This is a genomic window from Protofrankia sp. Cas4 (assembly GCF_963555915.1).
Lineage (GTDB): Bacteria > Actinomycetota > Actinomycetes > Frankiales > Frankiaceae > Protofrankia.
Window position 1 is genome coordinate 1 of sequence record NZ_CAUVXL010000019.1, and the last position, 19,838, is coordinate 19,838.

Sequence of the window (19,838 nt, forward strand, 5' to 3'; positions counted from 1 at the left end):
AGATGTGTATAAGGAGACAGTGACCTAGAGGGCCAAAGGGCGCGCGACGATCGTTAGATCGCGCGCCCGGCGGCCGCAGTCCCCGTAGCACTAGAGGGCCAAAGGGCGCGCGACGATCGTCAGATCGCGTGCCCGGCGGCCGCAGTCCCCGTAGCACTAATAGGCGAATGTTTTCGAAAGGTGACAAGTATGGCTCGCGACGTAGCGCCCGTCGACGCCACCGCGCCGATTCCCGATGGCCTAGCACCGTGGGTGCCTCGGCCGCGGGTACCGACGGACGGAGCTTCGCGGCGCCGCTGGGACGTCCCGGTGGCTGGTCCGGTCAGCGGACGGCTGGCACCGGTGACCGGCGTGCTGGTCATCGTGCTGGGCGCGATCTACCTGGCATGGCGAGCGGGAACGCTCGCCGGTACCGGCGTGTTCGGCTCCTTCTTCTATGGCGCCGAACTGGTCAGTTATGTGACCGTCGCCTGGACGGCGGTCATGGTCGGTCGGATGCGGCCGGGTGCGGTCCGCCGCGCCGGGCCGCCGGCGGGCAGCCTCGACGTGTTCGTGACGGTGTGCGGCGAGCCTGCGTCCATGGTCGAGCGGACGCTGCGTTTCGCCCTGGCGATCGACTATCCGCACCAGACCTACGTTCTCAACGACGGTCGCCTCGCCGGCCGGAAGAACTGGCGGGAAATCGACGCGCTCGCCGCCCGGCTGGGCATACCGTGCTTCACCCGTGTCGACGGGACGCCGGGAAAGGCCGGTAATCTCAACCATGCGCTGGCCCGCACGGACGGCGACGCAATCCTGACCCTGGACGCCGATCACCTCGTCGTGCCGGACGTGGGGGAGCGGATAGTCGGTTATCTGCGTGATCCGGAGGTCGGGTTCGTCTGCACCGCCCAGTGTTTCGACACGGGCCGCAGGGATGTCCTGAACAATGCTGATTCCATGTTTTTCCGGGCCATCCAGCCGGCGAAGGACCGTGACAACAGCGCGTTCTCCACCGGTAACGGAGCCCTCTACCGTCGGTCCGCGCTCGAGTCGGTCGGTGGATTCAGCGAATGGAATCTGGTTGAGGATGTGCAGACCTCGTACGAACTGCATGCCCGTGGTTGGTCAAGCGTCTACCACGCCCGGCCGATATCAATAGGGACGGCACCGGCGACCGCGGCCGTCTACGCCAAACAGCGCCTGCGGTGGGCTATGGACCACATGCGCCTGTTGCTGTTCGACAACCCGTTGCGCAAACCGGGTCTGCGGGGCTGGCAGCGGGCGCACTATCTGCACACCAGCCTCAGCCCGCTGCTGGCCGTTGTCCAGATGATCTTTTTGGTGGGCCCGCCGCTGGCCATCATCCTGCGGACGCAGGTGTCCTCCGGCGCGACTGAACAGCATTATCTGCTGTTCGGCGTGCCCTATCTCCTCGGTTCAACGCTATTCATCGTTGCCTATGCGGGCCGCGGGTGCGCGACCCGAACCGTTGCGAGCTCACTGTTCATCGCCCCGCTGTATCTGATCGCCTTCGTCTGGGTGGCGTTCGGCTACCGGCCGCGCTCATCCGGTACCACCGAGAAGGCGTTTCAGCCGAAAATGTCCGTGCTCGTCCTGCCGCAGGTCGCCTTTGCGGTCACACTGGTCGCATCCATCGTCATCTACGCCTTCGACACGCGCGCAAACCGTCCGCTGTTCGCGTTGGTATGGGCCGGGATCATGCTGATGATGGTGGCCGGGCCGCTGTCCGCGGTCAGCGATCGACGCGCGGTGGTCGAGCGGTGGCAGCTGCCGATACGTGGGACGATCATTCTGGCTGTCGCCCTGCTGTCGGCGTTGACATACGCCATTTGACGCAACGGCCCCACCTGGACGGCCTCGGGGAGTTGCCGCGGCCGTCCAGGTGGCGAAGCTGCATGTCGCAGGTGCATCGCAGAAGCAAGGGCTGCACGTGCGCGCACTCTGGCCGACTACGAAAGCTCGCAGATCAACCCGAGTTCGTGCTGGACCGCCACGCTGAGCTGGTCGCAGCCGACACCGGCCGTGCCCAGTTCGACGACCCGCCAGCGGTCGTTCGGGTGGGTGAGCAGCGCGGTCGCGGGGTCGGTTTCGCCGCCGGCCGGCACGACGTGGGCGACCGCGACGGTCGGGTCGATCGTGGATACGTGGACGTCGACCACCCGGATGCGCTCCGGGGGGACCTCACCGAGCAGCGGGCTCGTCCGCACCGCCTGCGCGACCTGCTCATCAGTGGACGGGCTGGGCCGCCCGACCGGCGTCGCGACGGATGGCTGGACCGCGGTGCCGGTGCCGGTGCCGGTGGTCGGCGCGAGCTTCGACGGTGTGGCCGTTGACGGTGTGGGCGTCGAAGGCGAGGCCGTTGACGGCGAGGACGATGCCGTGAGTGCATCGGCGGGCATGGCGAGCACAGCCGCGACCGCGGTCGCGGCGAACAACAGCTGCGGAACGGTCGGGCGGGTCATCCGTGCCGCGCGAGTCGCGGGACGGGTGTCTGACCTGCTATGCGTGACGTTGCGTGAGTGCCTGGTGTGCGGCATGTGCTGGGCTGTCGGACCCCTCCGGTGTCGAGCCATGGAACAGCTCTACCCGTCCTGGCGCACTTAACCCATGTAACACATCTGACACCAGGTCGTCGACTGACCGTAAAGAGTGGGTGATCAGCGGAATGTCCCTGTACACCGGGTCTGAGTCGGCCCTGTGAACAACATCATCATCGGGATGTCGGCCCGAGGACATCGTATTATCGGCAGTTGATGATCTTTCGATCTGCGGAAGCGGGTCTGTGTCAGCTGAGCAGCAGGCGCGTTCCGTGGTACAGGCACACCATGGCGAGCGCACCGAAGCCGAGCACCCAGAACACGCCGGGGATGCCGGTGAGTTCGGCCATCATGTCTGCGTCCGAGGATGATGATCCTTTCTTGCGGGCCCGGTGCAGGTCGAGGACGGCCCGCGGCCCGGACAGCAGTAGAAACCAGGTGAGGAAGCACGCGAGGGCGCTCTGCGTGCCCGCCGACGCCGAACACAGTGCCAGTATGATCACGAAGCTGGTGCCGGTGACAATCAGTATTCCGAAGCGGTTGCGGACGACGAGGAAGAGCGCGACCAGTGCCACGAGGGCGAGAATCAGTGTCGCGGTGATGTGATCTGCGTTCAGCAGGACGGCTGCGCCCAGCCCGAATACCGGCGGCGCGGTGTAACCAGCCGCTGACACAAGAAAGTTGACGAGCCGGCTGGGTCGACCGTACGTGCCGGTGAGGCCCGATGTGTCGGAGAACAGCCACACTCCGAAGACCCAGTGTCCGAGGAGGTAGGCGACGAACGCATGGCCACCTTCGTGCACGATCGTGTCGAGGTGGCCACTGTTTCGCCAGGTCCACCTGGGCACGACCGCCGCGACGGCGGCCAGCCCGGTCAGTACAACGATCCACGGCGGCGCGGCGGTTCCGTCCAGCACGATTATGGCCAGTTTGGTGGTACCGCCGTCGATGTTCATGGTGCCCCCCGACGCGACCGGTCCGTGCTGGCCTGTCAAGCTCCGGTCAGCTGGTGTGCTCATGGCACAACTTTTTCTCTATAAAAGCAATGGAATATCCTGCTACTGACTCGAGGGCGACAATTGCACTCGCGAGGCGCCAGGTCGCGCCAGTCGGGTACCCGGACGATTCGTTGGTCGGTGCGGGCGGTTACAGCGGGTGAACGTGTCGCGCCCCTATTGTCGGGCGCTCTGACCAGCGTTCCTATTGCTCTCAGGCCGAGCTCAGACCTGCTCCATGCCGCTGGCCGCGATCCACAAGGACATCCCAAGGATTCCGAAAGCTTCCCCTCAGGCGCGACCGCCACGGTATGCACATGACATACGTGTGGGTGAGCCCGAGTCTCCCCGCCGACCCGGGCGTGCTGGCCCAGGCGCTCGGACCCGGTTATGACGTCCTGACGCCGTCGGCCGAGCCACCCTTCGGACAACGGCTCGACGATCAACTAAATGATCAACTGTCAGTCGGTTCGGCGGAACCGGCCGGTGCGGACCTGTTCGGGCACCGGCCACGATCGCCGCTACAGATGATCCTCGTCGTCACGATGTACGAGCGGGAGTTGCTGGCGACGCTCACGGCCAGGCCCGCCGGCGCCGTCCTGGTGCTGGTCACCCCGCCGGGTGTCGATGTGCCGCCGGAGCTGGGGACTGCGGCGCGGCCGCAGCTGGTCGGCGCCGCGTCGTCGGTCGCCGACGTGGCCGCGCTCATCCGCAGCGTCCCCATGGCCACGTCCGTGGATGTCCTCGGATCGGCCCAGGCCGACGCGCCCTGGTGGGTCGGCTCTGGCCGGCCCGAATTCTACCCGGCAGGCGGGTCGGCAGGCGGGTCGGCGGATCGGCCCACGACGGTGGCGCCCGCTGTGCGGGCCGGCCGAGGACTCAGCCGGCGCGGTGGCCTGATTGCCGCAGTCGCGGTACTCGCCGTCGTGCTGGGTACCAGCGCAGCTGTCATGGCCGCAGCCGGCGGGGGAGGCGGCACCAGCCAGGCCGCGAACGATTCGACTCCCGCGGACGGGCTTTCCGGTTACGGGACCCGAGGCGGTCAATTCTCCGGTGGTGAATTCCCGGGCGGACGGTTGCCCGGTGGTGGATTCCCAGGCGGTGGTCGGTTCCGGGGCGGCAACGGGCCTGCGATCGATCTGGAGAAACTCCAGGCGTGCCTGAAGGACAAGGGCATCACGCTTGACGGCAGCAACGGGCAGCCCCGCCCGGACATGACAGATTCGACGGTCCGTGAGGCGTTCCGGCAGTGCATGGCGGACCTCCGGGGCTCAGTTCCGTCAGCCGACGCATCCGGTGGCGCTCCGTCAGCCGGCGTACCCGGCGACGACCAGTCGGGCGGTTCGGGCGGTGGCACCACCGGCGGTAGTTCCGCCACGGGCTCGGCCAGACCCGCGACCTTCGTCGTGTCGGCGGTAACTCTTACGTGAGGACGCCAGCACCGCCAGCACCGCCAGCACCGGGACGTCCGCCATCGGCAACGGAACGTCGGCCAGATCGGCACATCGAGGGGATCACGCAATGACCACGAACGTCGGCGACCTCGACTGGGGGTCGGTCAGGCCCGACGTCGACCTCCCCGAGCAGCGCGGGGACGGATCGCCGCAGGCGCCGGACGGGCCTTCGCGTCCGACGCCGGGCGCGCCCGCGATACGCCTGCCCCGGCAGTTGCGAGGGCACGCCGCGGACCCCTGGTGGGTGCGCCTGGCATTGCTCGTTCTGCTGGCCACGGCCGCGGTCCTCTACCTGTGGGGGCTCGGCGCGTCCGGCAACGCCAACAGCTTCTATGCCGCCGCGGTGCAGGCCGGAACGCAGAGCTGGAAGGCGCTGTTCTTCGGGTCGTTCGACTCGTCGAACTTCATCACCGTGGACAAGCCACCGGCGTCATTGTGGGTCATGGCCCTGTCCGGGCGGATCTTCGGCTTCAGCAGCTGGAGCATGCTCGCACCGGACGCGCTGGAGGGCGTGGCGTCCGTGGGCATCCTCTATCTTGCGGTTCGTCGTTGGATCGGGCCGCGCGCGGGTCTCGTTGCCGGCGCCATGCTGGCCCTGACGCCGGTTGCCGTGTTGATGTTCCGCTTTAACAACCCCGATGCGCTGCTCACGTTGCTGCTGGTCATCGCCGCCTACTGTGTGGTGCGCGCGACCGAGGACGGCAGCTACCGGTGGATCGCCCTGACGGGCGTGGCGGTCGGGTTCGCCTTCCTGACCAAGATGATGCAGGCGTTCCTGCCGGTACCGGCGTTCGGGCTTGTGTACCTGGTGGCAGCTCCGACCTCGATCGGTCGGCGGTTGCTGGGCCTGCTGGCCGGCGTCGGCGGAGTGCTGGTCGCCGCGGGCTGGTTCGTGGCGGCCGTGGAGTTGTGGCCGAAGAATGCCCGACCGTTCATCGGCGGCTCGACCAACAACAGTTTCCTTGAGCTGACCTTCGGCTACAACGGGCTCGGACGGATCTTCGGCGGCAGTGGAAACGGCGGTGGGGCTGGCGGCCCCGGCGGTCAGGCCGGTGGGCAGCTTCCGGCCGGCATCGCCCAGTATCTGCAGGGGACGCCCGCCGGTGGTCGGTTCGGTGGCGCAGGCGGCGGTGGTGGCGCCGGTCCCGGTGGGATGTTCGGCGGTCCGACCGGCTGGCACCGGATGTTCGGCAGCCAGTTCGGTACTCAGATCTCCTGGTTGCTGCCGGCCGCACTGATCGTCCTGCTGGGCGGGCTGTGGGTCACCCGTGCGGCGCCGCGCACCGACCGCGTCCGCGCCGGCCTGCTGCTGTGGGGCGCGTGGACGCTGGCCACCGGTGTCGTGTTCAGCTATATGAGCGGCACCATCCATCCGTACTACACGGTTGCGCTGGCGCCGGGAATCGCCGGCGTCGTGGCCTTCGGTGGCACCGCGTTGTGGCGGGCGCGGAACTCTCGGGTCGCCCGGACGCTGATGACGGTCGCCGTCGGGGTCACCGGCGGGTGGGCGTTCGTGCTGCTGGACCGCAGCCCCGGCTGGTACCCGGCGTTGCGGTTCGTCGTGCTGGTCGCCGCGATTCTCGCCGCTCTCGCCCTGCTGGTCGGTCCTCGGCTGGTCGGTCGTCGGTTGGTTGGTCGTCGGTTGGTTGGTCGTCCGTGGGCCACCGTCGCCGTGGCGGGTGTGGCCACGGCGGTGGCGATCGCGCTGGCAGCGCCGTCGGCCGCATACGCCCTCGACACCGCCTCGACGCCGCACATGGGTGCGATCCCCACGGCCGGGCCGGCTACGGCCGGCGGTGGTGGGTTCCCCGGCACGAGGGGAAGCCAATTCTTCGGCGGCGGGAACGTCCCCGGTTTTGGCCCCGGCGCCGGTGCCGGCGGACAGCCAGGCAGCGGGCAGGGCGGCGGCGGTTTCGGTGCTGGTTTCGGTGCTGGTTTCGGTGCTGGTTTCGGTGCCGGGGAGAGCGCCAACTCCGAGCTCGTCCAGTTGCTGAGGAACGGCCAGAAGGGCTACCGCTGGGTTGCGGCAACGTCGGGATCCCAGACGGCCGGATCGCTCGAGCTTGCCAGCGGTACCGCGATTATGGCGATGGGTGGCTTCAACGGCGGTGACCCGGCACCGACGCTCGCCGAGTTCAAACAGTACGTCGCACAGCACAACATCCATTACTACATTTCGGGTGGCGGTTTCGGCGGTGGCGGTTTCGGCGGTGGCGGAGGCTTCGGCGGCCGCGGCAGCAGCGGGATCACATCCTGGGTGCAGAGCACCTTCACCGCGAGGACAGTCGGTGGGCAGACGGTCTACGACCTGACACAGCCCAGGACCTGACACAGCCCAGGACCTGACACAGCCCAAGACGCGACCCCAGGACGGTTGCGGCCCGACACGGGGTGATGTCGGGCCGCAACCGTCACCGACAGCGATGATGGAGGTGGGCCGAGCGCGCGGCGAGTGAGTTCTCGCCGCACCGGATGCGGTCGGTGCGGAGGTGCCAGTGAACCGGGGTGACGCTGCAGTGTCCGGAACTGACTTGGCCAGGGCCGATCTGCCCGCAGCCGCGATCCCGGGCCAGGGTGTGCCCGCAGCCGCGGTTTCGGGGTCCGCCGTGCGCACAACCGCGGTGTCCCGTGCTGTGATCGATTTGCTGACGGGCCTCGTCGGGCCGAAACCACCGGTACGGATCGAATTGTGGGACGGGACGGTCCTCGGGCCTGAAACCCCGACCAGGGTTGTGGTGCGGACGCCGGAGGCAACGCGGCGGGTGCTGTTCCGTCCCGGTGAACTCGGTTTCGCGCGAGCGTATGTGGCCGGAGAGATCGACGTCGAAGGCGACATTTTCGACGCCCTCGACCTGCGGAGCCACCTTGGGGTCCAGGCCGTGACGCCGACCGTGCTGCGCGCGGCGGCGACGTTGTTGCGCCTGTTGGGCCCCCTGCCCCCACCACCACCCACGGCCGAGGCGAGGCCGCGGGGCCGCCGCCACAGCCGGGCGCGGGACGCCGCCGCCATCACCCATCACTACGATCTGTCCAACGCCTTCTATCGGCAGGTTCTCGGTGCGGCGATGACGTACTCGTGCGGCCTGTGGGCGGCGCCCGACGTGGGGCTCGCAGCGGCGCAGGACGCCAAGCACGAGCTGGTCTGTCGCAAGCTGGGTCTGCGCGCCGGGATGCGTCTGCTCGATGTGGGCTGCGGCTGGGGCAGTCTGCTGCTTCACGCCGCGCGGCACCACGGAGTCGAGGGGGTCGGCGTCACCATCTCGCCGAACCAGGCAGACCTGGCCCGGCGGCGGATCGCCGACGCGGGTCTCGCCGACCGTATCCAGATCCGGCTACAGGATTACCGGGATGTCAGCGACGGTCCGTTCGATGCGATCAGTTCCATCGGGATGGTGGAGCACGTCGGCGTCGCGATGCTGCCGGTCTATTTCCGTTACCTGTTCGACCTGCTGCGGCCTGCGGGCCGGCTGCTCAACCATGGCATCGCCTTCCCCGGCGACCCTGCCGGGCAGGCGCGTAACCGTCCGCGGCTCGGACCGCTGCCGCTGCCGGCCGGGCGTAACTTCGTCGCGCGGTATGTCTTCCCCGACGGTGAACTGCACGAGATCGGTGTGCTCGTCAGTGTCATGCAGGCGGCTGGTTTCGAGCTCTGGCACAGCGAGAATCTGCGCGAACACTATGGTCCGACCTTGCGCGCCTGGGTGGGAAACCTTGAGGCGCACTGGGCCGATGCCGTGGCCGAGGTCGGTGAGGCCCGGGCCCGGGTATGGCGGCTGTACATGGCCGCCTCCGCGCTGATGTTCGAAGCCGGCCAGGCCCAGATCCACCAGGCGCTCGCGGTGCGGCGCGCGGGCGGGCGGTCCGGTATGCCGCGCCGCCCGTCCTTCGAGAGCATGCTGGTTGTTGGGGAGTCTGCGCCCGCGCCGGGCCTGGGATGAGTGACGATGGGAGCCGTGTACGGGCGGGCCACACGTCGGCGGGCCACACGCTGGCGGGCCACACGCTGGCCGGACCACCGGCGGGCGGGCCGTGAGCGGGTGGTTATGAGCGGGGGGTTATGAGCAGGCGGGCACCAGCACGGCGGCGGGCATGACACGGCCAGGTCGAGCGGGGGGTGGAGCGACGGCGGAACCACTGGAGCCGCTACAGGCGGACGACCCGGTATCGGTCGGCAGGTATGTGCTGGACAGTCGCCTCGCCGCCGGCGGCATGGGCACGGTCTATCTCGGTCGGGACACGGCGGGCCGCCACGTTGCGGTCAAGCTGATCCGGCCGGACCTCGCGGCCGACCACGACTTCCGGGAACGGTTCCGCCATGAGGTTGCGGCGGCCCGGCGGGTCTCGCCGTTCTGCACGGCTTCGGTGCTTGACGCGGACCCGGACGCCTACCCGCCGTACCTCGTCACCGAGTACATCGAGGGCAGGCGGCTGGACCGGGTGGTCATGGAGGACGGCCCGCTGCCCGCCTCGACCCTGGCCGGTACCGCGATCGGGGTGGCAACGGCGCTGACAGCCATCCATCACGCCGGGATCGTCCACCGTGACCTCAAACCGGCCAACGTGATCATGTCGTTGTCCGGGCCGAGGGTCATCGACTTCGGGATAGCCAAGCCCGCGGCTACCGTACGCCATGACCTCGACCGGGGGTTGATCTTCGGGACCAGCGGGTGGATGGCGCCCGAACAGATCCTCGACGATCCAGTCGGTCCGGCCGCGGACATCTTTACCTGGGGTCTTCTGGTGGGCTATGCGGGCACGGGCCGCCACCCGTTCACCGAACCTGGAGGTTTCGGGCCGGCCGCCGACGCGAGTCTGGGGCAGCGGATCGTGGACGCGGCGCCGGATCTGACCGGCCTCGCCCAGCCGCTGCGCGGGCTGGTCGAGATCGCGCTGACCAAGGATCCGCGGGCCCGACCGGCCGCGCGTGATCTGCTCATGCGGCTGGTCGAGGGAAACACGGACGTCAACGCGTCCACGCCGATCGACCAGATACTCGGCAGGACGCAGCGGATGGCCGCTGTCGTGCCACCGACCCGCCTCGGCCCGCCGGCATTCGCGACCGGCTATCCGCCGGGCCAGTCGGCACAGCCGGGCCAGTTCGGCCAGTTCGGCCAGTTCGGCCAGTCCGGCCAGTCCGGCCAGCCGGGCCGGTTCGGGCAGCCGGCGCGGTTCGCCGAGTCCGCGGCCCAGGCCCCGCCTCCCTTGTACCCGCCTGCCGCGCCGCCGCGCCCACGCCGCTGGTGGCTGCTGGCCCTGGTCGCCGTGCTCCTGTTGTTGGTCGGCTGGGTGGCCCTGCGGAGCCTGCGCGGCAACGACTCGGGCGGGGGGCCGTCCGCCGCCCCCAGCTCGTCGGCTACGGGCTCGGCGTCCCCGTCCCAGTCCCCGTCCGCAAAGGCGGGGATCGGCGTCCCGGTCCGGGACGGGCAGCTTGAGTTCACCGTGATGAGCGTGCAGTGCGGGGTTGATCAGCTGAAGGTCACGTTGATCACCAGGCATCCGGACGGCCAGTACTGCCTGGTTGCGCTCACCGCGCACAACGTCGGCAGCTCGACCCGGAACCTGTCGTTGGCTCCGCAACGGCTTGTCGACAGCGCCGGAGCGGACCACGATTCCAGCCAGCTCCTGTCGCGGGCCGCCTTTTCCGAGGGTATCTGGGGAAACCTCTCCGAGGGAGACACCGCGAGCGGCACCCTTGTCTTCGACATCCCCCGGGACGTCACCGTTGATCATCTGGAGCTGCACGACGGCCCTTTCAGCGACGGGGCCACCGTCCTGCTCCGATGATCTCGATCTCGATCTCGGTTCTGGTCCCTGGCGCGGCCGGCTCTCAAGGATGTGATTCTGGTGCTACTGCAGCAGCACCAGAATCACATCGCTAAGAGCGACCGGCGACCGACGCCCTCTGGAGCACCAGACGGTCGGATGACCGGCTGGTCAGGCGAAGACGACGGTGCGGACGCCGTTGAGGAGCACCCGGCGCTCGGCGTGCCAGCGCACGGCCCGGGCCAGGACCTGAGCCTCGATGTCGCGGCCCACGGCAACGAGCCGGTCGACGTCGCAGCCGTGGTCGACCCGGGCGACATCCTGCTCGATGATCGGACCTTCGTCGAGGTCCGGTGTCACGTAGTGAGCCGTGGCGCCGATGATCTTCACGCCGTGTGCGTGGGCCTGGGCGTAGGGCCGGGCGCCCTTGAAGCTCGGCAGGAACGAATGGTGGATGTTGATAATCCGGCCCTCGAGCTCCTTGCACACGTCGGCAGACAGGATCTGCATGTAACGCGCGAGCACAACAAGATCGACGTTTTCGTCGGCGACCAGCTGTAGCAGCCGCTGTTCCTGGTCGGTCCGGGTCTGTGCTGCGACCGGCAGATGGTGGAAGGGCACGCCGTGCCAGCGGACCAGTTCTTCGGCGGCACGGTGGTTGGACACGACGCCGACAACCTCGACGGGCAGTGTCCCGGCACGGCGACGTGACAGCAGGTCGGCCAGGCAGTGATCGTGTTGCGAGACCATGATCATTATTCGGGGTCGGACGGCGGCGTCCCAGATCTGCCAGTCCATCGAGAAGGCTTCGGCGACCGTGCCGAAAGCGTCGCGTAGATCGTCCAGGCTGGCGCGTGGCTCCTCGACGTCAGCGGCCAGGCGCAGGAAGAAGTGGGTGGTGTCGGGGTCCAGGTACTGCTGAGCCTCGACGATGTTGCAGCCGGACGCGGTGACGAAGGAGGACACCGCCGCGACGATGCCCCGCCGGTCGGGGCAGCTGAGCGTGAGTACCAGACGCTGGTGTGACACCCCGCCAGCCTAGTCGGGCGCCGGCCGCCGCCCACGCGATCATGCTCCTTCCCGCGCGCCCGGCGGCCCCAGGCAGTCTGGCGGCTGGTCAGGAGCGGCTCGGGTGATGGTGATCGGCGATTCGATGAGGAAAGCCTCCAGCGGCCGGTCGATCGGGGTGAACCAGGGTGCGCCGGCCGCGGCGTCCGGGGCGAAGCGCCAGCGTTTCGGGACTGCGCGAACCCCGACAGGATAGATCGTCAACTGTCCGTCCGGGCCGATGCGCAGCCGCAGGAAGTTCTTGTAATCGGCGATCCCCTGCGCGGCGAACAGTTCGTTGGTGTTCAGGCCCGCAATGCGGTCGGCCAGCCAGAGGTAGGCGGCGAGCACCTCGGTGGCGGCCAGACCACCGACCGCGACCACCAGCGGTAGCACCCCGGCCAGCAGCCACGTGCCGGGCAGCGGGCTGGCGACGGCGACGGCGCCGGCGATCACGGCGACGGCCAGGACGAGCTGGGTGAGCCCGTGCGCGACTCCGGCGACCCCACCGCGGGCGGTACGGCCGGCCTTGGTCAGCGCGACGCCGGCACCCATGACCCCGAGGCTCAGCGCGAGCCCGGGAACACTGTTGACCAGACCCTCGAACAGGCCTGGGACGCCGGCGTGCCGCAGCCCGGCCGCGATGGCGTCGAGGCGGCCCACGGCCCCTCGCCCGGTGGTCCCGCCAGCGCCGCCGATCGCCAGCGCCAGCAGCAGGTGGACGCCGCCGAGCAGTGCGATCAGACCTGGTGCGAACGCCGGCAGGCCGACGATGCCGGCGGCAAGCCGGCGGGACGTCTGCGCGTCCGGAAAAGTGCTGCTGGCCAGCTCGTAGTGCGCGGGCGGGTCGCTCTTGCCCGGTGCCCGCGACGCCGCCGGCGGCAGAACCAGCCGTTGCGGCAGCCGGTGGGTCGCGGACAGATAGGCGCCGCCACCACCGGCGGTGAACTTCTGGGCGGCGCCGCCGACCTCGGTGTACCGGGCACGTTCGCTGTCGCGGGCACATTCGCTGTAGCGGGCATAGTGGTGCCGGTCGCCGGTCAGGGACACCCGCACCTGTGCGCCGACTTTTCTGATGATCGTGCGTTCGAAGTAGTCGAGGACGGCATACGCCTCGGCATCCCCGTCGGCCGCACTCAGCCAGCTTGGTTTCGCGGAGCACAGGATGACCGCGTCACCGGGACGCATCTGCGCCGCGATCTCGATGAAGTACCGGCGCTGGGGGTCGTCGATGTAGGAGTCGAACTGGATGTCGATCCCGAGTAACCACCAGCGGTGCGGTAGCTGTACCGCGAAGTAGCTGCGGGTCTGCTCGGTGCGCCAGCCCCCGATGCTCGAACCCTGGCAGAAGACCCGCATGAATGCGGTGAGCCCGTCGTACCAGTCGTGGTTGCCGGGCAGCACGAACAGCCGCGGCGCCCCGGCGGGATCCGGGCACGTTCTGGGCAGCGCGGCGCGGTACGGGCCGATCAGCTTGTTCTCGTAGCCGGTGATGCTCGGCGTGGGGTAGCACTGATCACCGCCCATCACCAGCATCCGGCCGCGTGGGGTGGTCGTCCCGGCAAGGTCGAGGCTCGGCGTGGCCAGCAGCGAGGCCATCGCGTAGGTCGCGTCGAATCCGTCCCCGAGGTCGCTGACGTAGTCGAACCACAGCTCGCCACCGTCCGGCGCCTCGGCGTAACCAGGCGGTTCAGTGCCGTCCGACAGGTCAGCCGGCGGCGCGGCCGGTAGCGCCGCCATCTCCTCCCGCTTGTCGGCATAGGAGCCGAGCACCGCGCTGATACCCACCCGCACGGCGGTGGCGAACAGCAGCGAGGGCGAGAGCCATCGGGTCATGGTGGCACGGGCGAACCCGAGCGCGCGTTCGCTGTCGTCGGCGGGCCGGGGCGGTAGCTGCGTCACCGCGGCTCCCCGATGGCGTCGGCGTTCCCGGCGGGCACGAACGCACCGTAGACCTTCCAGAGGTCCCCGAGAAACAGCCGGCCGAACGTCTCCAGGCCGCGGGTGGCTTCGAGCGCAGAACCCGATACCCGAAACGTCGTGAGCTGCCGCAGAAAGTCCGGGATGTGGATCGTGATGATGCCGGCGGCGACGACCCGCGCACCCGCTTCGGCGGCGGCAGGGTCCGCAGGGTCTGCAGGGTCTGCAGGGTCTGCAGGGTCGGTATGGACATGGCCGGCGAGGATGCGGGTGTAGAGCGTCGAGGTGTCCCGCCACAGGTCGAACCCGGGGTCGTCGTGGACGTCCTTGAAACCGCTGAGCGTGAGCGGATGCCCGGCCGCATCCTGAAACGGCAGCCGGTAGAGCATCCGCCTGCGCCCGGGTGCATCGCCGACGAAGAGGTTGAAGACGCCTCCCTCGACCGGCTGCCGGCCGCCCAGGACATCGCAGTCGACATAGCCGTCGGCGACCGCCTCCCGCATCGGGTCGGCGGCAAAGGCGTGGACGTCCCCGGTGCGGATGGTGAGCCGGAAGTGCAGTGCGGTGGCCTCGGTCCGGCCCTGTTCGTAGCCACGCTGCGGGTCGGTCTCGTCCAGAGTGATGAAACCCTTCATCGTCTCGGTGAATTCAAGGCTCGTCGGTTCGGTCATGGCGCTGCCTCCGAAGCGTTGTGGGCATCGCGAACCGGATCGGAGGCCAGGACGTGTTCGGCGAGCCGATCGGCGAAGGCCGCGATGGTCAGGGATGGATTGGCGCCGACCGGTCCGGGCATGGCGGCGCCGTCGGCGACATACAGGCCCCGGTGGCCGAACACCTCGCCCCATTGGTCGATCACCCCGCTGGTGATGTCCGCGCCCATGCCGGCGCCGCCGAGCGGGTGCACGGTGATGACCCGGGACAGCAGGCTGAGCGGGTTCTGCTGGAAATCACCGCCCATTTCCGTTGCGAGGTCATTCATGATCCGTTCCAGTCGGTCGAAGTACGGCCTGCTGCCAGCGGGATAATCCGTAATCTGCAGGTAGTCGTCGTGTACCGACATGCGTCCGGTCGGGACGTCACGTCCCATGCCGAGCAGGGGCATCGAACCGGCGGATGCGGCCCCCGAGCCGAGTAGCCGACTGATTATCATGTCGATCTGGGGTGCCGGGTTGTCGACGATGCGTGATCGGATCATCTGGTAACCCGCGCTGACGACTCGTGCGGCCATGCCGGTCAGCTGGGCCGCTTCGATGAGCCATTCCGCGAAACCGGGATAACCGGCGTCCTCGATGTAACAGCCGCGCTCAGTGCTGGCGGGGATGGCGGGGATGGCGCCGTCACCATTGACGATGTCGTCGACCTGGTCGGGTACGCGAACGGCGGTGGTGATGACCGGCGCGTGCGCGCTGCCGAGGGACGCACCGGGCACCCCGCGGACGAAACCGAGCAGGTCACCGTTGCCGGAGAAACGCCGGCCGAGCATACGGGAGATCCCGGGCAGGGCCGCGCGATTGCGTAGCAGCAGATAGGTGGTACCCAGAGTTCCGGCGGCGAGGACCAGGCGGTCACACGTGATTATTTGCTCCGGGATGGCGGCGAGGGCACCGGTATCACCTGGAGTGTGTAACACATAGCCAACTGTGTAGCCTCCACCATCCCGCGGGGTGATCGAACGTACCTCGTGGTGGACCCGAAGGTCCGCGCCATGGTGCGCCGCGGCGGACAGGTAGGTGTGGTCCAGGGTGTTCTTGCTGCCGTAGTTGCACCCGAGGTCGCACTCGCCGCATAACACACAGGTGATTCGCGGTCGCCCGTGAATGTTGCCGTAGCTCGGATCCGGGATGGGCGCGCCCGGCACGGGCGGGGTGCCGCCCGATGCGAACGTCACCGCCAGCGGTGGCTGCTCGGCGGTGTAACCCAGGCGCCGCCCGGCCAGCGTGAGCAGCTCGGTGCGGCGGGAGGCCTGGTAGCCGGGTTGCCCGGCCGGGAACCGCTGGGCGCTCAGCATGGTCTCGACGGCCGCGTAGTGCGGTTCGAGGTCGGCCCGGGTGATCGGCCAGCTCTCGTACCCCCCGCCCGCGGGCGCATCCCGGATGAACCACTTCTCGTCCTTGCGGAGCAGCACGTTGGCATAGATGAGTGAGCCGCCGCCCAGACCGCTGGATACGACAGCCTCGAAGTCGGCGAACGACCATATGTCGAAAAGACCGTGGCGTCCCTGCATCGGGTCCCAGAAGTTCGCCGCGATGTCGGACGGCGAACGGGCGAATGACCCGGGGGGATACGCCTTTCCCCGCTCAAGCACGACGACGCGTCGTCCTGCCTCGGCGAACCGGTACGCGGTTACCGCGCCGCCGAACCCCGACCCGACAACCAGTATGTCGGTGTGTTCAGCTCGAGTATCCTCGCGCGTCATGTTTCCATCCCCCATACCCGCGGCATGCAGACTGGGAACACTCCGCCTACGGGCGGGATTGAGTCAACCACACCGACCCGGTGGCTGTGCAGAGCGTAGTCGTGTCCCCGACAGGGGATCCGGTGGCCTTTTCGCGAAGCCGTCGAAGGCCGACATCCGCCTCCGGACCGAATTCCGTCAGCCGATTGTCACCCGATTGTCAGCCCAGCCGAGGCGCGAGGTTGTCCAGAACGCCGTTCCACAGCTTGCGGATGCCGATTGGCGCGAAGGTCCGCTCGAAGAAGCCACCGATCCCGCTCGCGCCCGACCAGCTCGTCTCCACCGATATCCGGGACGTTCCCGCGTCGGCGGGCGCAACGGTCCACTCCGTGCGCAGAGTGGAGTTCTGGTCGGCTTCGATGAGCGTCCGGCCGGGAACGGGCGCGGATACGACCGCCTCGACGGTGCGGACGCGGCGGCGGGTCGCGTGCAGCTGGTAGCGGATCCGGGTACCGGCGCCGGTACCGCCCTCGACCACCTCGTAGTCGGTGATCATATCGGGCCAGGCCTCAGCGCGGCTGCCCTTGTAGTCGCCGAGCACATCCATGACCGTCGCCGGCGCCGCCGTCACGACCCGCTCCACCACTACCTTGATCTGCGCCACCTGAACTCCGTTTCATGACCACGCCGTCCCGGCCTCGCGGCCCGGTAGGCCTCGCGGCCCGGTAGGCCTTGGTGAGTACCTTGTCACGACCGGCCCGGGGCACTGTCGAGCAACCAGAGGTCGACGCCGTCGACGTACCGCCCGGGTGCACCCGCCAGCCCCGTCAGCAAGGTCACGAGCTCGTCGTGGTGGTCGCTGGGGCCAAGGATGATCGTATTCAGATGGTAGCGGTCGAAGGTGGCCGCCAGCCCGGGTTGTCGCAAGGCCGCCGCCGCGGTGCTCTGGCCCGTCGCGACGGCGATGAGGGCCGAGTTCAGCGGGTCGGTCTCCGGGTGGAAGCTGGACCGTCCAAAACGGTCGGGGACCGTACAGTAGCAACCCGGCATGGCGAAGCGAAAGTCAGCCTGCGCCTGCCAGAGCATCGCGATGTTCTGCTGGGGATACGGGTAGGGCACGACCAACGCTGTCGCAGCCGCGGGCAGGTTGTCGACCTGCGGGCCGGTGAAGAACCTCGGTGTGGCGGTGCTGAAGGTGATGGGCGTGGCCGGTACCAGCGGTACCAGTGCGGCGGCGGCAACGACGCCGGTGGCGGCGCGCAGCCGTGGTGGCCGTGCCTGGTCGAGCCAGAGCGCGATCATCACGCTCGCCGCCAGCGCGAGGTACAGCGACAGCCGGGACGGCAGTGCGTTGTGGAGCACCGGCCCCAGCTCCAGCAGGCGCCATGGCAGCGGGATGCGGGTGCCGCGCCCGCCGACGTGCAGGTGCGGGCCGAGCGACAGGACGGCGACGACGGCGAACAGCGGCGCACACACGGCCACGAGCGGGTTGCGGCGCAGCCGCACCGCGATGAACGCGAGCAGGGCCAGCAGCGGGAGGCCGACGTAGCCGCTGACCTCCACCGCGTTGCCGGAGAACCGCAGGCTCTCCCGGACCGCGACGTCCGGGCCGAGCGCCTGTAGCGGTGTGGGCGTGGCGAAGGTGAGCAGGTCCGACACTGCGATGTCCGACGGCTGGATTGATCCGTGGACGCGCTGCGGGCCGAAGAACTGGATGTAGAGCGGCCAGGCGAGCAGCACGGTGGCGACGACCGCGCAGACCGCGAGTCCGCGTACCGCCGCCGCGGCACGCGGGCGGACCTGGTCGCGGTGGCCCATGCACAGGATCGCGATGCCGATGACCGCCACCACCGCCGATGTCGCCAGTACCTCTTCGCTGATCAGCGCCTGGGCGGCCACGGCCGCACCGAGCAGCCCGCCGGTCCGCGTGACGGTGCGTTGGCGGATGAGCAGGTCGTCCAGCAGCAGCACGAGGATCGGGGGAAAGAGCGCGAACGACAGGTGCAGGTGCCCGTAGGAAGCGCCGATGATGTACGGGCTGAAGCCGTAGAGCAGTCCGGCGACGGCGGCGGGGAACGCGGCGGTCCAGCGCCGCATCACCAGGAACATCACCCAGCCGGACAGCGCCGGCGCGAGCGTGGTCAGCACCTGGAAGGCCACGAGCGGCCCGGCCAGCACGGTGATCGGCGCGGCCACCACACCGAGCAGCGGCACGCCGGTGCTCCACATGATGTTGACGCCGTCCGGGGCGTTCAGAAAGTGGGTGACGAACGGGTCGAGCCCGTGGGAGATCGCGTAGGGCGTCCAGGCCAGGTACCAGGAGAACAGAATGGCGTCACCGCCGCCGTAGACCCTGCTACCCAGCGCCGTCCAGCCGTTCCAGAATAACGCCACGGACAGTGCGCAGAACATTGCGAGGATCCCCGCTGCGACCAGCCACCTCTTCCTCCACGTGGCGGTGTTCCGCACCGGGGCGGCCACCGGGGCGGCGAGCGGGCTGCCAGCGCCGATGTCTGTTGCCACACCGGTGTCTGTTGCCACACCGGTGTCTGTTGCCGTATCGACCTCCGAGAGCGCACTGATCTCAGCAGCCGTCACGGGCATCCCCTCACGTCGTCGCCGGCGAGCCGCCTCGTCCGGAGCACACCGTCGTGGCGCGGACATCGCGCTGTGTGCTGGACTCTGCTGTCCTGGACGTCTCGCCAGCGTTTCGGACTCTTCCCCGCAGAAGCAGGAGTGTAGGTCACCGGAAACAGGTGACTACCGGTGGGCTTCGGGGCGCTGCGAGGGGAAACCGGTACGGGCCGTGGCCCGCAGCCGCGCGAGGCCCGCCAACAGGCGCAGCTCGTCGACCGTGCGCGCGGTGCTGTCGAGCAGCGCGGGTGACATCACCAGCGCCGCCAGTACCTGCGCCCGCGACAACGCGACGTTCAGGCGGTTGCGGGAGAGTAGAAAGTCCAGCCCGCGGGGAGCCTCGGACGCGCTGGACGTAGTCAGCGACACGATGACCACGGGCGCCTCCTGGCCCTGGAACCGGTCAACCGTCCCGACCCGGACGCCGTGGATCCCGGCCGTGCGCAGTGCGTCCTCGATGGCACGCACCTGGCGGTTGTACGGGGCGACCACCAGCACATCCGGACCGCTCAGGATGCGTTCGCCGTCGAGGTCGACCAAGCGCCGGCGCAGGACGGTCTCGACCAGGCCGCGGACCGCCGCCACCTCCGGATCCGACCGGGTGGTGTTGGCGTGGTGCGGCACGTCGTGCAGGTAGAGGCCGGCTGCGATGCCGTCGACGCTGCGGGCGGCGGTCAGCGGGTGGGCGTGCAGGCGTCCCCGGTAGGCCAGCGCCGAGACCGGCGCGCACACATCCGGATGCATCCGTCTGGTCAGATCGAGGAAATAGCCGAATTCAGCCGGGATGACATCGTCCGAGCCGAGCAGGTGGGAAAGGGCTGAGGCGTCCGCGCCGTCCGGGTGGATTCCGGTAACAACCTGCGGGAGCTGCTGCGGGTCGCCGAGCAGCACGAGGTTGCGGGCGGCGCCGGCAACGGCAAGCGTGTCGGCGAGCGCGAACTGGCCCGCTTCATCGATGATCAGTACGTCGAACGGCTCCGCGCGCAGCGCGGGGTTGGCAAATGCCCACGACGTGTCACCGACCAAATGCCCGTCCGGGTGCGCCGCACGCCAGGCGACCAACGCGCGGAGATCGCGGGGGCAGTCCCAC

14 protein-coding genes are annotated in these 19,838 nt (G+C 69.0%); 5 read left to right on the forward strand and 9 right to left on the reverse strand.

Features of this window, described 5'->3' with window-relative positions:
- Positions 1-309: 309 nt before the first annotated feature.
- A complete protein-coding gene (locus tag U9979_RS02040) occupies positions 310-1,836 on the forward strand; it encodes a glycosyltransferase (RefSeq protein ID WP_322778029.1) in 1,527 nt (508 codons plus the stop codon).
- A 116-nt stretch (positions 1,837-1,952) separates the two neighbouring features.
- Here the strand turns inward: U9979_RS02040 and U9979_RS02045 are convergent, their stop codons facing one another.
- Positions 1,953-2,465 (reverse strand): hypothetical protein, encoded by a 513-nt coding sequence (locus U9979_RS02045; protein WP_322778030.1) that lies wholly within the window; start codon positions 2,463-2,465, stop codon positions 1,953-1,955.
- Between the two features lie 323 nt (positions 2,466-2,788).
- Positions 2,789-3,496 carry a M50 family metallopeptidase gene (locus U9979_RS02050; protein ID WP_322778031.1) on the reverse strand — a complete coding sequence of 236 codons (708 nt, stop codon included), beginning with the start codon at positions 3,494-3,496 and terminating at the stop codon, positions 2,789-2,791.
- A gap of 371 nt (positions 3,497-3,867) precedes the next feature.
- Here U9979_RS02050 and U9979_RS02055 point away from each other — a divergent pair, with 371 nt between their 5' ends.
- From U9979_RS02055 to U9979_RS02070, 4 genes are all read left to right on the forward strand, one after another.
- Complete coding sequence (locus U9979_RS02055) at positions 3,868-4,965, forward strand: hypothetical protein (RefSeq protein WP_322778032.1); 1,098 nt, start codon at positions 3,868-3,870, stop codon at positions 4,963-4,965.
- 91 nt (positions 4,966-5,056) lie between these two features.
- Positions 5,057-7,318 (forward strand): glycosyltransferase family 39 protein, encoded by a 2,262-nt coding sequence (locus U9979_RS02060; RefSeq protein WP_322778033.1) that lies wholly within the window; start codon positions 5,057-5,059, stop codon positions 7,316-7,318.
- 187 nt (positions 7,319-7,505) lie between these two features.
- Positions 7,506-8,927, forward strand: coding sequence for a cyclopropane-fatty-acyl-phospholipid synthase family protein (locus U9979_RS02065; RefSeq protein WP_322778034.1), 1,422 nt, complete (start codon positions 7,506-7,508; stop codon positions 8,925-8,927).
- 151 nt (positions 8,928-9,078) lie between these two features.
- The gene (locus U9979_RS02070) at positions 9,079-10,773 is read left to right on the forward strand and encodes a serine/threonine-protein kinase (RefSeq protein ID WP_322778035.1); all 1,695 of its coding nucleotides are present in this window, start codon (positions 9,079-9,081) and stop codon (positions 10,771-10,773) included.
- 150 nt (positions 10,774-10,923) lie between these two features.
- Here the strand turns inward: U9979_RS02070 and purU are convergent, their stop codons facing one another.
- The 7 genes from purU to U9979_RS02105 form a co-directional block, all read right to left on the reverse strand.
- A complete protein-coding gene (gene purU / locus U9979_RS02075; RefSeq protein ID WP_322766682.1) occupies positions 10,924-11,781 on the reverse strand; it encodes a formyltetrahydrofolate deformylase in 858 nt (285 codons plus the stop codon).
- 39 nt (positions 11,782-11,820) lie between these two features.
- Positions 11,821-13,701 (reverse strand): metallophosphoesterase, encoded by a 1,881-nt coding sequence (locus U9979_RS02080; RefSeq protein ID WP_322778036.1) that lies wholly within the window; start codon positions 13,699-13,701, stop codon positions 11,821-11,823.
- Positions 13,698-14,390, reverse strand: coding sequence for a hypothetical protein (locus U9979_RS02085; RefSeq protein ID WP_322778037.1), 693 nt, complete (start codon positions 14,388-14,390; stop codon positions 13,698-13,700). The genes U9979_RS02080 and U9979_RS02085 overlap by 4 nt, the downstream gene beginning before the upstream one ends.
- A complete protein-coding gene (locus U9979_RS02090; RefSeq protein WP_322778038.1) occupies positions 14,387-16,135 on the reverse strand; it encodes a GMC family oxidoreductase in 1,749 nt (582 codons plus the stop codon). The genes U9979_RS02085 and U9979_RS02090 overlap by 4 nt, the downstream gene beginning before the upstream one ends.
- 199 nt (positions 16,136-16,334) lie before the next feature.
- Positions 16,335-16,778, reverse strand: a complete 444-nt coding sequence (locus U9979_RS02095; RefSeq protein WP_322749101.1) for an SRPBCC family protein — start codon at positions 16,776-16,778, stop codon at positions 16,335-16,337.
- An 83-nt stretch (positions 16,779-16,861) separates the two neighbouring features.
- Positions 16,862-18,712, reverse strand: a complete 1,851-nt coding sequence (locus tag U9979_RS02100) for a hypothetical protein (RefSeq protein ID WP_322778039.1) — start codon at positions 18,710-18,712, stop codon at positions 16,862-16,864.
- 162 nt (positions 18,713-18,874) lie between these two features.
- Positions 18,875-19,838 (reverse strand): DEAD/DEAH box helicase (locus tag U9979_RS02105; RefSeq protein ID WP_322778040.1); only part of this gene is annotated, 964 nt, incomplete at its 5' end.